This window comes from Streptomyces vilmorinianum (assembly GCF_005517195.1).
In the GTDB taxonomy this organism is placed as follows: domain Bacteria; phylum Actinomycetota; class Actinomycetes; order Streptomycetales; family Streptomycetaceae; genus Streptomyces; species Streptomyces vilmorinianum.
Genome location: NZ_CP040244.1, coordinates 1073398 through 1088344, shown reverse-complemented (window position 1 = coordinate 1088344; position 14947 = coordinate 1073398). Strand labels below are relative to the sequence as shown.

The following is a 14947-nucleotide window of genomic DNA, read 5'->3' as shown; positions in this document are numbered from 1 at the left end:
AAGGAGTCGCCTACGCGTTGACGGAAGCCACCGCCGCCTGCGGCCTGATCGGCAGGCGGTTCACCGGGCGGCCCGTCGCCGCGCGGACCGCCGAGGCCACCGCCGCCGGGGAGGTGACCACCGGGACCGCGCTCGCCGCCTTCGCGCCGAAGGGGGCCACCACGTCGCGCTCCTCGACGAGTTTCACGATGCGAATGTCCGGGGCGTCCAGGGCCGTCGGGAGGGCGTAGCCCGTGAAGTCCGGGTGGCGGATCAGGCCGCGGGCCGTGCGGAGGTTCTCCGTGAGGGCCGCGCCGACGCCCTGGGTGATGCCGGCCTCGATGCGGGCGGTCAGCTGGGCCGGGTTGAGGACGCGGCCGACGTCCTGGGCGACCGCCATCTCCACCACGCGGACCGAGCCCAGTTCGATGTCGACGTCCACGACCGCGCGGATCGCGCAGAAGGCGAGGCCCACGAAGGCGTCGCCCTGGCCCGAGTCGTCCAGGGGCTCGGTGGGGTGGGGGCGGCACTGGGCCGTGGCCCAGAGTTCCTTGCCGTCCATGGCCTCCGTGACCGTGGTCGACAGGACGCCGTCGTACGACGTGATCTTGCCGTCCGTGATCTGCAGCAGCTCCGTCGACATCCCGAACTTGTGCGCCAGGGGCTGGAGGAGTTGAGTCCGGACCATTTTGGCCGCACGCTCCACCGCACCGCCCGACACCCACGTGTGGCGGCCGTGCGTCGCCGGGCCCGCCGGGGGCTGGTCCGTGTCGACCGAGGCGACGTGGACCTCCTCAAGGCCCAGGATCTCCTGGACGATCTGGCGCGCCAGGGTCGAGAAGCCCGAACCCGTGTCGACGGCCGAGCAGATGACCGTGGCCACGCCGTCCTGGACCCGTACCGTCGCCGTCGAGACCTCGTCCGCGCCCTCCGCGCCGAGCATGTGGACCATGCCGAGCGCGTAGCCGACGCCCCGCCGTACCGCGCCAGGCTCGCCCGCGCCCTCCGGGCCGCCCGGGAGCAGCCAGTCCGCCTCAGGGGTGTCCATCGGCAAGGAAGGAAGCGGGAAGTCCCGGACAGCGGAGAGGAGTTCGGCCACCGGGGCCGGGCAGGTCACCGTCTGGCCCGTCGGGAGGATGTCGCCCGTCGCCAGGACGTTGCGCATGCGCAGCTCGGCCGGGTCCACGCCCAGCTTCGCCGCCAGCTTGTCCATCTGCGCCTCGTACGCCGCGCACACCTGCATCGCGCCCTCGCCCCGCACATGGCCGGACGGCGGGTTGTTCGTACGGACCGCCCAGCCCTCGATGAAGGCGTGCGGGACGACGTACGGACCGCAGGCGAAGGAGACGGCCGCGGCGAGGGACTCGGAGGACGCGTCGGCGTAGGCGCCGGCGTCGAGCAGGATCTGGGCCTCGACCTTCACCAGCCGGCCCTCAGCGTCCGCGTGGTGGCGGTAGCGCAGCAGCGTCGGGTGGCGGTGGGCGTGGCCGAGGAAGGACTCCTCGCGCGTAGCGGTGAGCTTGACCGGGCAGCCGGTACGCAGCGCCAGCAGGCCCAGCGGGATCTGGAAGCCCGGGTCCTCACGGTCGCCGGTCGCCCCCGGCACGCCGGTGACGACGACCTTGACCTGGTCCGGCGAGAGGCCGAAGCAGGCCGCCGCCAGGTCCCGGTCCGTGTGCGGGTCGGTGGAGGCCGTGTAGATCTCCACGCCGCCGTCCGGGCGCGGGACGGCGAGGCCCGCCTCCGCCCCGATCGGGGCCGGGTCCTGCCGGCCGATCCGGTACAGCCCCTCGACGACGACCTCGCCCGTCGCCTCCGCGTCGCCGAAGCGCAGCGGGATGTGGCGGATCAGGTTCCCGTCCGGGTGCAGCGCCTCGGCCGCGAAGGCCTTCTCCGGGTCCGTGACCGGCTCGAGGATCTCGTACTCGACGGCGATCGCCGCCGCCGCGAGCCGCGCCGTGTCCGGGTGGTCGGCGGCCACGGCCGCGATCGCCTCGCCGTGGTGGCGGACCAGGTCGGCCGCGAAGACCGGACGATCGGCCACGGTCCTGCCGTACGTCGCCTCCCCCGGCACGTCGGCGTGCGTGACCACGGCCCGTACGCCGGGCATGTCGGCCGCCGCCGCCGTGTCGATCGAGACGATCCGGGCGTGCGGGTGCGGCGAGCGCAGGATGGCGGCCCACAGCAGGCCCTCGGCCCACAGATCGGAGGCGTACGGGAACGTGCCCTCGGTCTTGGCCCGCGCGTCGGCCGGCGGGAGCGAGGCGCCCAGACCGTGCGGGGGCAGCTCCTGACGGGGACCGGAGCCGAGGCTTTCGAGCGCCGTGGTGGTGGCGGTGGTCGCGTCGCTGCTCACGCCATGCCTCCGTCGTGCGGGTGGGGGATCTGGTGCGGGATGCGCGCTTCGTCCGCCTGCTCGGCGGACGCGGCCGCGTGCGCCTCGCGTTCGGCGACGACCTCGCGGACGGCGTCGAGCACGCCCCGGTAGCCGGAGCAGCGGCACAGGTTGCCGCAGAGCGCCTGGCGGGTCTCCAGCTCGGTCGGGGCGTGGTTGCCCTCGAGCAGGTCGTGCACGGTCATGGCCATGCCGGGGACGCAGAAGCCGCACTGGACGGCTCCGCAGCGGGCGAGGGCGCGCTGGACGTCCGAGGGTTCGCCGTCGGCCGCGAGGCCCTCGATCGTCCGCACCTCACTGCCGGCGGCCGTCGCCGCGGGCACCAGGCAGGAGGCGACGAGCCGGCCGTCGACCTGAACGTTGCACGCGCCGCACTCGCCCTGGGAGCAGCCGTCCTTGGCTCCGGCCAGACCGAGCCGCTCGCGCAGGACGTAGAGCAGCGACTCGCCGATCCACGAGTCCGTGACGGGGCGGTCGGCGCCGTTCACCCGCAGGACGTACGAGGTGTGCGGGTGCTCGTCGCTGTCCGCGCTGTTGCCCGTGGACAACGGCGGGGGCAGGGGGGCCTGGGAAGGCGGTTCTTCCGGTACGGGCTCCGGTTGCGGTGCCTCGTCCGCCACGGGCTCGGGCTCGGGCTCGGGTTCAAGCTCGGGCTCAGGCTCGGGCTCCGGCTCAGGCGCCGACTCGGCCTCCGGCTCCGCCCATGGCGCCGGTGCGCCCCCGGGCAGCGTCGCCGGTGCGCTGCTCGCGTACTGCGCCAGCATCGAGGTCGTGAACTCGCCCGACTCGTCCGAAGAGTCCTGAGCGACCGGAATGCTCCACTGGCCGGTCTCCGACGACTCCGCGAAGTTCCACTGACCCGTCGCGTGCGGATCCGGCTCGACGGCCTCGACCGGCTGCTCGACGGGCTGCTCGACCGGCTCGGCCTCCGTCGGCAGCTGCACCGTCCACGCCCCCGTCGCCGCCGGGTCCGTCGCCGCCGCGGGCGTCAGTGGCGTCAGCGGCGTGATCATCGGCGGTACGTAGCCGTGGCCCGGCGCCTCCAGCGGGACGCCGTCCAGCATGAACTCCGGCGGCAGCTGCACGAAGGCGGTGGCATCGCCGTCGTAGCCCTCGTTCTGCGGGATCGGCTCCCAGCCGCCCGCCTGGTGCTCGTCGCTCACGACAGCGCCCTCCCCAGTCCCCTACGGGCCAGCGCGGCGACCGTGCGCCGCAGGTGCAGTACGGCCGGCGGCAGCTGCTCGTCGCCCGGAGGATCCGGGATACAGGCGGCGGCCACGTACTCGCCGAACGCCGTCAGCGCCTCCGGGGCAAGGCCCCGGTCCCCGTCCCAGTCCACCAGCGAGGCGATCCAGTGCTCCGCCTCCAGGGGGCGCAACGGCATCGGAGCGATCGCGCCGACCGCGCAGCGCACCCCGCGCCTGGCCGGGTCGAGGACGACCGCGACGGAGGCGGTGGCGCGGGCCGGGCCGGTGCGGCCGGTGGCCTTGAGGAAGACCTGCGGGGCGTGCAGGAGCGGTACGCGGACGAACGCGACCAGCTCGCCCGGCGCCAGCAGGTCGCGCCCCGCCAGCAGGTGGGAGATGGGGATCTCGCGCGTACCGACCGGGCCCATGACGACCAGGTCCGCCTCCAGGGCGGCCAGGACGGGCAGTGAGTCGCCCGTGGGGGCCGCGGTGACGATGTTGCCGCCGAGGGTGCCCGCGTTGCGGATCTGGGGCGGTCCCGCGGCACGGGCGGCCGCGGCGAGGGCGGGGATGAGGGCCGCGAAGTCGGGGCGGCCCATCCGGGCGTGCGTGAGGCCGGCACCGAGGAGGGCGTGGCCGTCCTGGTACTGCCAGCCGCGGATCTCGTTGATCCGGCCCAGGCCGACGAGTCCGGCGGGCCTGAGCTGGCCCTTGTTGACGGCGGCCATCAGGTCGGTGCCGCCCGCGACGGGCACGGCGGCCGGCATGGCGGTGAGCGCCGCCACGGCCTCGTCGAGCGAGGCGGGCAGCGTCACGGACTGCGCCGTCTGTGGTGCGTGCGTGGTCAACCCGCTGCCCCTTCCCGGTGTCCCCGGCGGTCCCCGACTGTCCCCGGCTGTCACGCCTGTGTGGCCGTACCGTACGTGCTCACAGCCCGGACGTGGCAACTCTGGCACATCTTCCGAGCCGTCCGACGCGAGGGTCCGCGAAGGACGGTTCCGTCCAGGACGCCCCACCGGAGACAGTAACTTCCGTTTTGCCGCTCTTGGGTGACACGGGCACGCGAGGTGTCTCACACGTTCGGGGGCGCCCCCTCGATCGGGCGGCCGAGACTGCATTCGATTCCTTCTGGGGCGGGGCGCTGCTGCCAGGGCAGCGGTCCGGCGGGCGGCCGGTAGTCGACGCCGAGGGCGTCGAGGCGGCGGTAGTGGGCGGTCATGCGGCGCTCGAAGGCGGCGAAGTCGCGCTCCCCGGGTGCGGGGAGGTCCGACCAGGCGACCTCGGCGAAGGCGGCCAGGCGCGGGAAGACCTGGTAGTCGACGCGGGCGCGGTTCTCCATGACCTCGGTCCACACGTTGGCCTGGGTGCCCAGGATGTGGGCGGCGGCCTCGGGGCTCAGGCCCGGCGGTACGGGCTCGAAGCGGTAGACGTCCTCCAGGGTCCGTACGTATCCGATGGGCATCGGCTCGTCCTCGCCGGGCGCCTGACGGTGGTCCAGGTAGACCTGCTGCTCGGGGCACATGACGACGTCGTGGCCGGCCTCGGCGGCGCTGATCCCGCCCCCGTAGCCCCGCCAGGAGGAGACGGCGGCCCCGTCCGCGAGTCCGCCCTCCAGGATCTCGTCCCAGCCGATCAGACGGCGTCCGCGGGCGGCGAGCCAGCGGTCGAAGTGCCGGATGAACCAGGACTGCAGCTCGTTCTCGTCGGCGAGACCCAGCTCCTTGATGCGGGCCTGGGCCGTCGCGGACTCCTTCCACTGGTCCTTGAGGCACTCGTCGCCGCCGACGTGCACGAAGGTGGACGGGAAGAGGTCCAGGACCTCCTCGAAGACGCCCTCGTAGAAGCGGAGGACGGCGTCGGTGGGGGCGAGGACGTTGGGGTTGATGCCCCAGGTGTCCCAGACGGTGAGCGAGGCCGTGTCGACGACGTCGGTGTTGCCGAGCTCGGGGTACGCGGCGATGGCGGCCTGGGAGTGGCCCGGGATGTCGATCTCGGGGACCACGGTGATGTGCCGCTCGGCGGCGTACGCGACGATCTCGCGGATGTCGTCCTGCGTGTAGTACCCGCCGTGCGGGCTCTCGTTCCACAGCGGCGACGCCCGGTGCCCCCACTTGGTGCGCGCCCGCCACGCGCCGACCTCGGTGAGCCGGGGGTGGCGTTCGATCTCGATGCGCCAGCCCTGGTCGTCGGTGAGGTGGAAGTGGAAGACGTTGAGCTTGTGGGCGGCCAGGAGGTCGAGCTGGCGCAGCACGTCGTCCTTGGGCATGAAGTGCCGTGCGACGTCGAGCATGAGGCCGCGCCACCGGAAGCGGGGCGCGTCGGTGACGGTGACCGGGGGCAGGTCCCAGGCGCGCTCGCCGCGCGCCACGGGCGCCTTGCGGTACGCGTCGGGCCCGAGGAGCTGGCGGAGCGTCTGGGCGCCCCAGAAGACTCCGGCGGGGCTCCCGCCCTCGATGACGACGGCCGCGTCCGCATCCGCATCCGCATCCGCGACGGAACCGTCCGTGGACAGGCGGTAGCCCTCCGGCCCCCGCTCGCGCGCCACTTCGTCGCCGACCCGCAGCAGGATGCGGTGCGGGCCGGAGCCGTCCGCCAGCGGCAGGCCGGTGGCGGCGCCGAGCACCGTACGCAGCCAGCGGGCGGTGCCCTGCGTCCCCGGGCCGGCGTCGATGGTCGTCCGCTCGTCGAGCGAGACGTGACCGGGGGCTGGACCGGAGGCGGTGCCCCGGCGCTCCGTCAGGAGAGGGGCGGGGACGAGGTCGTTGTCGGTCATCGCGTCAGTCCTTCACCGCCCCGCCCAGTCCCGAGACCAGACGGCGCTGTACGAGTACGAAGAAGACGAGCACCGGGATCGTCATCACGGTCGACCCCGCCATGATGCCTCCCCAGTCGTTCTCGTCCGGCTTGAAGAAGACCAGCAGCGCCATCGGGAGCGTGGACTGCGAGGTGTCACTGATGAGGAACGACTTCGCGAAGAGAAAGTCGTTCCAGGTCGAGATGAACGAGAAGACGCTGGTCGCCACGAGCCCCGGGAAGACCAGCGGGAAGAGGATCTGCCACAGGAACCGGCTGCGGCTCGCGCCGTCGATCGCCGCCTGTTCCTCCAGCGCCTCCGGGACCGCCTTCACGAACCCGCGCAGCATCCAGATCGCGAACGGGAGGGAGAAGGCGATGTGCGGCAGGATCAGCGAGCCCAGGGTGTTGAGCTGGCCGAAGTCCCGCATCAGGAAGAAGAGCGGGATCGTCAGCGCCTCGATCGGCACCATCTGGGCGACCAGGAACATGACCAGCAGCGTCGTCCGGAACCGGAAGCGGAACCGGGTCACCGCCGTCGCCGCGAGGAACGCGATCAGCGCGGAGGCGAGGACGACCGTACCGGCGACGATCAGCGAGTTGAGGAAGTACCGGCCGAACTCCTGCTGTTCGAAGACGCGCCGGAAGGAGTCGAGGGACGGGGACAGGGTCCAGGGGCGGGGGTGCGTGGACTGGATCTCGCCGGCCGGCTTGAAGGCCGAGAGGACCATCCAGTACAGCGGGAAGGCGACGACGGCCGCGACGAGGAGGACGGCGGCCTCCGCCGCGAGGCGGCCGGGACGGCGGGGACGGCGTATCCGTACGGAGGTCACAGGTCCTCTCCCTGGCGTCGGAGCAGGCGCAGATGGACCAGGGTCACCGCCAGCAGGATCAGCAGCATGACGACGCCGATCGCCGCGCCCAGGCTGTACTGGGAGGAGGCGAAGGCCTTCTGGTAGGCGTACACGTTGAGGACGAGGTTCTGGCCGGCGATACCGCCGCCGTTCGTCATCACGTAGATCTGGGTGAAGACCTTGAAGTCCCAGATGATCGACTGGATCGTGACGACGACCAGGATCGGCCTGAGCATCGGCGCCATGACCGAGCGCCAGATCCGCCACTGCGAGGCGCCGTCGAGGGCCGCCGCCTCCAGGACCTCGGACGGGATGGCCTTGATGCCCGCGTAGACGGTGACCATCACGAACGGGAACGAGCACCAGACGACCTCGAAGAGGACCAGGGCGAAGGCGCTGTACCGCCCGTACGTCCAGGAGAAGTCGCCGAGGCCGAGCAGCCGGTTGACGGGGCCGAAGTCGGGGTCGAAGAGCAGGACCCAGACGGTGGAGCCGGTGACGGCGGGGGTGGCCCAGGCGCCGAGCGCGGCGAGCATGAGCGCGAGGCGGGGCACGGCCCGTACGCGGGTCAGCAGGACCGCGAGCGCGCAGCCGACCGCGAGGGTGGTCACCACGCACGCGGCGGCGAACAGGACCGTGGCGAGGAGGACCTGCCAGAACTGCGGGTCGGAGAAGAGGGCGGTGTAGTTGCCGAAGCCCTGGAAGGAGGTGGGTTCACCGCCGCTGACCTGGGCCTGGGTGTACTCCAGGAAGGAGATGAGCCCGAGCTGGTAGATCGGGTAGACCAGCAGGCCGCCGAGGACGACGAGCGCGGGCAGGAGGTAGAGCCAGGAGGTCCGGCCGGCGCTTGGGCGGCGGGGTCGGCGGCGGGGGCGGGGGCGGACAGGGGCCGGAGCCTTCTTCGTACGTTCCGCGGTGACGAGAGCCATGACGCTCAGCCCGCGGCCGCGAACGCCGCGTCCATCTTCTTCGCGGCGTCGTCCGCGGCGGTCTTCACGTCCTTACGGCCGCTGACGATCTCCTGGAACATCGTCGGCAGCACCAGCGAGGCGTCGATCTGCCCCCAGCCCGGGGACGCGGGGACGAACGTGGCGCCGGCGCCGAGCGTGTCGATGAAGGGCTTCACGAAGGGCTCCTTCCGCGCCGCCTCGGCCCGTACGTCGGTGTAGGTCGGCAGAAAGCCCATCGCGTCGAAGAACGCGCTCTGCGTCTCCTTGCCCGCGAGGGACTTCATCAGGTCGACGGTGAGCGTGCGGTGCGAACTGCTCTTCATCACGCCGAGGTTGTTGCCTCCCGCGAAGGCCGGGGCGATCGAGCCGGCCTTCAGGCCGGGCAGCGGCACGACCGCGTACTTCCCCTTCACCGCGCCCGCCTCGACCGCCGCGTGGCTGAAGTCGCCCCCGATCGCCATGGCGGCCTTGCCGGAGGCGAAGGCGGTCACGGTCGCGTTGCCGCCCATCTGCGCGCACTTGGCGGCCGGGCAGTTGTCGTCGCCGAAGAGCGAGGTGTAGGCGGCGATCCCCTTGCGCGCGGCCTCGCTGTTGACGGCGGCCTTGTACGAACTCCCTTCCCGCGTCGCGAGTTCGCCGCCGTGGGCCCAGATGAACGGCATCGCGCCGTAGGTGTACGCGCCGCCGACGGCGATCCCGTAGAGCTCGGGCCTGGCCTTGTGGACCTTCTTCGCGGTGGCGATCAGCTCCGCCTGGGACGTGGGGGCGGTCAGGCCGAGCGCGTCGAAGACGTCGGTGCGGTAGTACAACGCGCGGACGCCGACGAAGAGCGGGGCGCCGTAGATCTTGCCGTCCACGGTGACGGAGGCCCTGGCGGCGGGGTCGGTGTCCTCGGCTTCGGCCCAGGCCCCGAACTCGGCGCTGATGTCGGCCAGTCCGCCGTCCTTCACGTAGCCGGCGGTGTCGGTGTTGCCGTACTCGATGAGGTCGGGCGCGGAGGCGGGGTCGTTGAAGGCGGCCTTGACGCGCTGGGCGCGGGTGTCGACGGGGATGTACTCGACCTCGACGTCGGTCCCCTCGTGCCGCTGCTCGAAGGCGGCGACGACCGCGTCGACCACCCGCTTCTTGGGGGCGTTGTCGACCTCCTGGAAGAGCCAGACGCGGAGGGTGCCGCTCTTCTCGTCGGCCGGCGCCCCGCCCTGGGAGGTCTGGGGGGCGCAGGCGGTGGCGGTGAGGCCGGCGAGCACAAGCGCGGCGAGCGGGGCGGCGGTTCGGGCAGCGGCTCCGGCGGCGGTTCGGGCAGCAGCTCTGGTGATACGGGCAGAAAGCTTCATTCAGGGCTCCCACCAATCGGCGTTGCAGCATACGCAACAGTCGTTTCGTACTGCACAACACGCGAGAGGTTAGGGGCGGACCCACGCCCCGACAAGTGGTCTCAACCACTCTGTGACCGCCCGAAGCACCCCGTGCAACGCGAAACGGCCCCCGGCACGCGCACCGAAGTGCACGCGCCGGGGGCCGTCCCCGACGATCAGGAAGCGTTACTTGTCCTTGCCGCCCTTGTCCTTGTCTCCGCCTCCGGAGCCCATGGAGTCGTAGATCTCCTTGCACATCGGACAGACCGGGTACTTCTTGGGGTCACGCCCCGGTACCCAGACCTTGCCGCACAGTGCCACCACAGGAGTGCCGTCGAGGGCACTCGCCATGATCTTGTCCTTCTGGACGTAGTGGGCGTAGCGCTCGTGGTCGCCGTCACCGTGGGACACCTGCGGCGTCGGCTCCACGAGGGTTCCCGTACCTGCCCCGCGCTCGGGCTCGAGAGTGCTCATAACAGCCAAGGGTAACGAAGCCCGGCCGCTGCCCGCGCCCGCCCGGTCGGACTCAGTTCAGCGAGGGATCGTCCGGGTACGTCGCCACCATCGCGAGGTCGCTGCGCTGACGCCGCAGCACCTCCCGCCACAGGGTCTCCGGCCGTGGCGAGGACACGTCGCCCGGCTCGGACTCGACCACGTACCAGGCGCCGTCGCCGAGCTCCGCCTCCAGCTGACCGGGGCCCCAGCCCGCGTAGCCGGCGAAGATCCGCAGGGAACCCAGGGCCGGACCCAGGAGCTCCGGCGGGGTCTCCAGGTCCACCAGGCCGATCGCGCCGTACACCCGTCGCCAGCCCAGCGGGCCCTCGTCGCCGGGGATGACCGCGACACCGAGCGCCGCGTCCAGGGAGACCGGGCCGCCCTGGAAGACCACGCCCGGCTCGCCGGCGAGATCGGCCCAGGGCGCGAGGATGTCACCGACCGTCACAGGGGTCGGGCGGTTGAGGACCACGCCGAGCGAGCCCTCGTCGTCGTGGTCGAGGAGGAGCACCACCGCGCGGTCGAAATTCGGGTCGGCCAGGGCGGGGGTGGCGACAAGCAGCCGTCCTGTGAGCGAGGACACCTCGGTCATGCGACACATGATCCCGCATCTTCGGCGTTCGCGGAGCCCCTCCGGCGGAGCGGCCGTACGCGATGCCCCGCCGCAGTTCAGGACGGACGCGCGGGACACGCGAGAAGCACAAACGGACGGTGACGCTCCGCAAGATCACGTGAACAGAGGGTGTTGTGCCGAATTCATTACATCTGACGGGCCCCCTCGGACTGACGTCAAGGGGGCTCTCCCCCCTTACCCTTTTCCCTGGCCCCCTGCCCGACCTCTCCGGAACGCGAGATTCATGACCGGCACAGACGATGTACTGCTTGTCCACGGCGGAACCCCGCTTGAGGGCGAGATCCGCGTCCGCGGCGCGAAGAACCTCGTGCCCAAGGCGATGGTCGCCGCCCTGCTCGGCAGCGGGCCGAGCCGGTTGCGCAATGTGCCCGACATCCGTGACGTCCGCGTGGTCCGCGGACTCCTCCAGTTGCACGGAGTGACCGTCCGCCCCGGCGAGGAGCCGGGCGAGCTGGTCCTCGACCCGACGCACGTCGAGTCCGCCAATGTGGCCGACATCGATGCCCACGCCGGTTCGTCGCGCATCCCGATCCTCTTCTGCGGCCCGCTGCTGCACCGCCTCGGCCACGCCTTCATCCCGGGCCTGGGCGGCTGCGACATCGGCGGCCGGCCGATCGACTTCCACTTCGACGTGCTGCGTCAGTTCGGCGCGACGATCGAGAAGCGGGCGGACGGCCAGTACCTGGAGGCCCCGCAGCGGCTGCGCGGCACCAAGATCCGGCTCCCGTACCCCTCGGTCGGCTCGACCGAGCAGGTGCTGCTCACGGCCGTGCTCGCGGAGGGCGTCACCGAGCTCTCCAACGCCGCCGTGGAACCGGAGATCGAGGACCTGATCTGCGTCCTGCAGAAAATGGGCGCGATCATCTCGATGGACACCGACCGGACGATCCGGATCACCGGTGTGGACCGTCTCGACGGCTACACGCACCGCGCGCTCCCGGACCGCCTGGAGGCGGCGTCCTGGGCGTCGGCGGCGCTGGCGACCGAGGGCAACATCTACGTCCGCGGCGCCCAGCAGCGCTCGATGATGACCTTCCTCAACACCTACCGGAAGGTGGGTGGCGCGTTCGAGATCGACGACGAGGGCATCCGCTTCTGGCACCCGGGCGGCTCGCTCAACGCGATCCACCTGGAGACGGACGTGCACCCCGGTTTCCAGACCGACTGGCAGCAGCCGCTGGTGGTGGCCCTGACGCAGGCCGCGGGCCTCTCCATCGTCCACGAGACGGTGTACGAGTCGCGGCTCGGCTTCACCTCGGCGCTGAACCAGATGGGCGCGCACATCCAGCTGTACCGCGAGTGCCTGGGCGGCTCGGACTGCCGCTTCGGCCAGCGCAACTTCCTCCACTCGGCGGTCGTGTCCGGCCCCACGAAGCTCCAGGGCGCCGATCTGGTGATCCCGGACCTCCGCGGCGGCTTCTCGTACCTGATCGCGGCCCTGGCGGCGCAGGGGACCTCCCGGGTCCACGGCATCGACCTGATCAACCGCGGCTACGAGAACTTCATGGAGAAGCTGGTCGAGCTGGGCGCGAAGGTCGAGCTTCCGGGCAGCGCGCTGGTGTAACCGGTCGCCATGACCCCCGCGGCCCCCTGCTGGGGGTCCGGGGGTCATCCCCCGGGAAGACACAGCATGGAGAAGCTGGTCGAGCCGGGCGCGAAGGCCGAGCTTCCGGGCAGCGCGCTGGTGTAACCGGTCGCCATGACCCCCGCGGCCCCCTGCTGGGGGTCCGGGGGTCATCCCCCGGGAAGACACAGCATGGAGAAGCTGGTCGAGCCGGGCGCCAAGGTCGAGCTTCCGGGCAGCGCGCTGGTGTAACCGGTCGCCATGACCCCCGCGGCCCCCTGCTGGGGGTCCGGGGGTCATCCCCCGGGAAGACACAGCATGGAGAAGCTGGTCGAGCCGGGCGCGAAGGCCGAGCTTCCGGGCAGCGCGCTGGTCCGGTCGTACCGCCCCCGTGTGCGGCCGCTGTAGCGGCCGCACACGGGCAAACAAGAGGGCGGCCACCCCCTGACAGGGTGGCCGCCCTTTCTGCTGCTCTCAGGCCCCTCTACGGGCCCTCGGCCGCTTACTTGCCCTTGGCGGCTTCCTTGAGCTTCGAGCCCGCGGAGACCTTCACGCTGTAGCCGGCCGGGATGTTGATCGGGTCGCCGGTCTGCGGGTTACGAGCGGTGCGAGCGGCACGGTGGGTGCGCTCGAAGGTCAGGAAGCCGGGGATGGTGACCTTCTCGTCGCCCTTGGCGACGACCTCGCCGACGGTCTCGGCGAGAGCGGCCAGCACGGCGTCGGCGTCCTTGCGGGTCACCTCGGCGCGGTCGGCCAGGGCGGCCACCAGCTCACTGCGGTTCATGTTGTTACTCCCGTGTTCTTCTTGCCTGTGAGGCGTGAGATCGAAGCCGATGCTGCCAGGGCCCTCGGACAGTCCCCGGACCCGGGTCTACTGACAGACCCTCGCGCCCGAATAGGCATCCTGCCCCCACCAGCGGCGGGAACGCCAATCCGGCACCCTCTGGGGTCACACGAAAAGCGCCACGGCTTCTCCGTGGTGACGTTCCGTCGACTCCGCCGAAACTCTTCGGAGCCGAACTGCCACCCTAAAGGCGGGTTTACGGCGCCGCGACCCGCGACGCGCCGTTTCGACGGCGTACGTGGGGCCTGTCACAGCCCCACGCCGGCCCTTCAGAAGTCCGTCAGAAGCCCGTCAGAAGTCCGCCAGAGACCCGTCAGAGGCCGTTCGAGCCGTTGCCGGCCCCGGCGCCCGCCGCCTTGGCGGCGGTGCGCACGGCGCCCGCCACGGCGCCCGCGACCTTGTCGTTGAAGACCGACGGGATGATGTAGTTCGGGTTGAGCTCGTCCTCGGTGACGACGTCGGCGAGCGCCGTGGCGGCGGCCAGCATCATCTCCGTGTTGACGGTGCGGGACTGGGCGTCCAGCAGGCCGCGGAACACGCCCGGGAAGACCAGCACGTTGTTGATCTGGTTGGGGAAGTCCGAGCGGCCGGTGGCCACAACGGCGGCCGTCTGGCGGGCGATTGCCGGGTCGACCTCGGGGTCCGGGTTCGCGAGCGCGAACACGATCGCGCCGTCCGCCATGGCGGCGACGTCGTCCGCGCCGAGCAGGTTCGGGGCCGAGACGCCGATGAACACGTCCGCGCCGACGACGGCCTGCTTGAGGGTTCCGGTGACGCCCTCGGGGTTCGTGTTGTCGGCGATCCAGCGCAGCGGAGTCCCGGGCGCGGCCTCGACCAGGTCCTCGCGGCCCGCGTGCACGACACCCTGGATGTCGGCGACGACGGCGTGCTTGACGCCCGCCGCGATGAGCAGCTTCAGGATGGCCGTACCGGCCGCGCCTGCGCCGGACATGACGACCCGTACGTCCCCGATTCCCTTGCCCACCACCCGCAGCGCGTTGGTGAGGGCGGCGAGCACGACGATCGCGGTGCCGTGCTGGTCGTCGTGGAAGACGGGGATGTCGAGGGCCTCGCGCAGGCGTGCCTCGATCTCGAAGCAGCGGGGGGCGGAGATGTCCTCGAGGTTGATGCCCGCGAAGCCGGGGGCGATGGCCTTGACGATGGCGACGATCTCGTCGGAATCCTGGGTGTCCAGGCAGATCGGCCAGGCGTCGATGTCGGCGAAGCGCTTGAAGAGGGCCGCCTTGCCCTCCATGACCGGCATGGCGGCCATCGGGCCGATGTTGCCGAGACCGAGGACGGCGGAGCCGTCCGTCACGACTGCGACGGTGTTGCGCTTGATGGTGAGGCGGCGGGCGTCCTCGGGGTTCTCGGCGATCGCCATGCACACGCGGGCCACGCCCGGGGTGTAGATCATGGAGAGGTCGTCACGGTTGCGGATGGGGTGCTTGGACGCCATCTCGATCTTGCCGCCGAGGTGCATCAGGAACGTACGGTCGGAGACCTTGCCCAGCGTGACGCCCTCGATGCCGCGCAGCTGCTCGACGATCTCGTCCGCGTGGGCGGTGGAGGTGGCGGCGATGGTGACGTCGATCCGCAGCTTCTCGTGGCCGGAGGCGGTCACGTCGAGGCCGGTGACGGAACCGCCGTGGGACTCCACCGCCGTGGTGAGCTGGGAGACCGCGGTTCCGCTTGCGGGAACCTCCAGCCTGACCGTCATCGAGTACGAGACGCTGGGCGCCGTTGCCATGGCCGAGTTCCTCTGCTTTCCCTGAGCTTCGTTGCCACGCCGCCCCGGCTGGTTGCCCGGCGGCGCCCTCCGATCGTCGCACCTACCAGCCGGTAGCAGGTAATGCGGTCATTTTGTTTTCGGAAAGTAGTTTCCACCATACGAGAA

At 71.5% G+C, this 14947-nt stretch carries 12 protein-coding genes; 1 reads left to right on the top strand and 11 read right to left on the bottom strand.

What is annotated here, in order from left to right:
* Positions 1 to 10: 10 nt before the first annotated feature.
* From FDM97_RS05155 to FDM97_RS05115, 9 genes are all read right to left on the bottom strand, one after another.
* Positions 11 to 2335: a xanthine dehydrogenase family protein molybdopterin-binding subunit gene (locus FDM97_RS05155; protein WP_137989071.1), complete on the bottom strand. Its 2325-nt coding sequence runs from the start codon at positions 2333 to 2335 to the stop codon at positions 11 to 13.
* Positions 2332 to 3537, bottom strand: a complete 1206-nt coding sequence (locus FDM97_RS05150) for a (2Fe-2S)-binding protein (protein ID WP_254705508.1) — start codon at positions 3535 to 3537, stop codon at positions 2332 to 2334. Before FDM97_RS05150 ends, FDM97_RS05155 begins: the two co-directional genes overlap by 4 nt.
* Positions 3534 to 4409, bottom strand: coding sequence for an FAD binding domain-containing protein (locus FDM97_RS05145; RefSeq protein WP_137989070.1), 876 nt, complete (start codon positions 4407 to 4409; stop codon positions 3534 to 3536). The genes FDM97_RS05150 and FDM97_RS05145 overlap by 4 nt, the downstream gene beginning before the upstream one ends.
* 224 nt (positions 4410 to 4633) lie before the next feature.
* Positions 4634 to 6334 (bottom strand): beta-N-acetylhexosaminidase, encoded by a 1701-nt coding sequence (locus tag FDM97_RS05140; RefSeq protein ID WP_137989069.1) that lies wholly within the window; start codon positions 6332 to 6334, stop codon positions 4634 to 4636.
* Positions 6335 to 6338: 4 nt separating this feature from the next.
* Positions 6339 to 7187, bottom strand: coding sequence for a carbohydrate ABC transporter permease (locus tag FDM97_RS05135; RefSeq protein ID WP_137989068.1), 849 nt, complete (start codon positions 7185 to 7187; stop codon positions 6339 to 6341).
* A complete protein-coding gene (locus tag FDM97_RS05130; RefSeq protein WP_137989067.1) occupies positions 7184 to 8137 on the bottom strand; it encodes a carbohydrate ABC transporter permease in 954 nt (317 codons plus the stop codon). The genes FDM97_RS05135 and FDM97_RS05130 overlap by 4 nt, the downstream gene beginning before the upstream one ends.
* 5 nt (positions 8138 to 8142) lie before the next feature.
* Complete coding sequence (locus FDM97_RS05125; RefSeq protein WP_137989066.1) at positions 8143 to 9492, bottom strand: extracellular solute-binding protein; 1350 nt, start codon at positions 9490 to 9492, stop codon at positions 8143 to 8145.
* 207 nt (positions 9493 to 9699) lie between these two features.
* Complete coding sequence (locus FDM97_RS05120) at positions 9700 to 9987, bottom strand: DUF3039 domain-containing protein (protein WP_137989065.1); 288 nt, start codon at positions 9985 to 9987, stop codon at positions 9700 to 9702.
* A 52-nt stretch (positions 9988 to 10039) separates the two neighbouring features.
* Complete coding sequence (locus FDM97_RS05115) at positions 10040 to 10600, bottom strand: YqgE/AlgH family protein (RefSeq protein ID WP_175439040.1); 561 nt, start codon at positions 10598 to 10600, stop codon at positions 10040 to 10042.
* 265 nt (positions 10601 to 10865) lie between these two features.
* Between FDM97_RS05115 and murA the strand changes: the two genes are divergently transcribed.
* Positions 10866 to 12206 carry a UDP-N-acetylglucosamine 1-carboxyvinyltransferase gene (gene murA / locus FDM97_RS05110; protein WP_137989063.1) on the top strand — a complete coding sequence of 447 codons (1341 nt, stop codon included), beginning with the start codon at positions 10866 to 10868 and terminating at the stop codon, positions 12204 to 12206.
* A gap of 502 nt (positions 12207 to 12708) precedes the next feature.
* Here the strand turns inward: murA and FDM97_RS05105 are convergent.
* Both FDM97_RS05105 and FDM97_RS05100 read right to left on the bottom strand, forming a co-directional pair.
* A complete protein-coding gene (locus tag FDM97_RS05105; protein WP_017237029.1) occupies positions 12709 to 12990 on the bottom strand; it encodes an HU family DNA-binding protein in 282 nt (93 codons plus the stop codon).
* Between the two features lie 373 nt (positions 12991 to 13363).
* Entirely contained in the window at positions 13364 to 14800 is a 1437-nt protein-coding gene (locus FDM97_RS05100; protein WP_137989062.1) for an NAD-dependent malic enzyme, read from the bottom strand.
* Positions 14801 to 14947 lie beyond the last annotated feature (147 nt).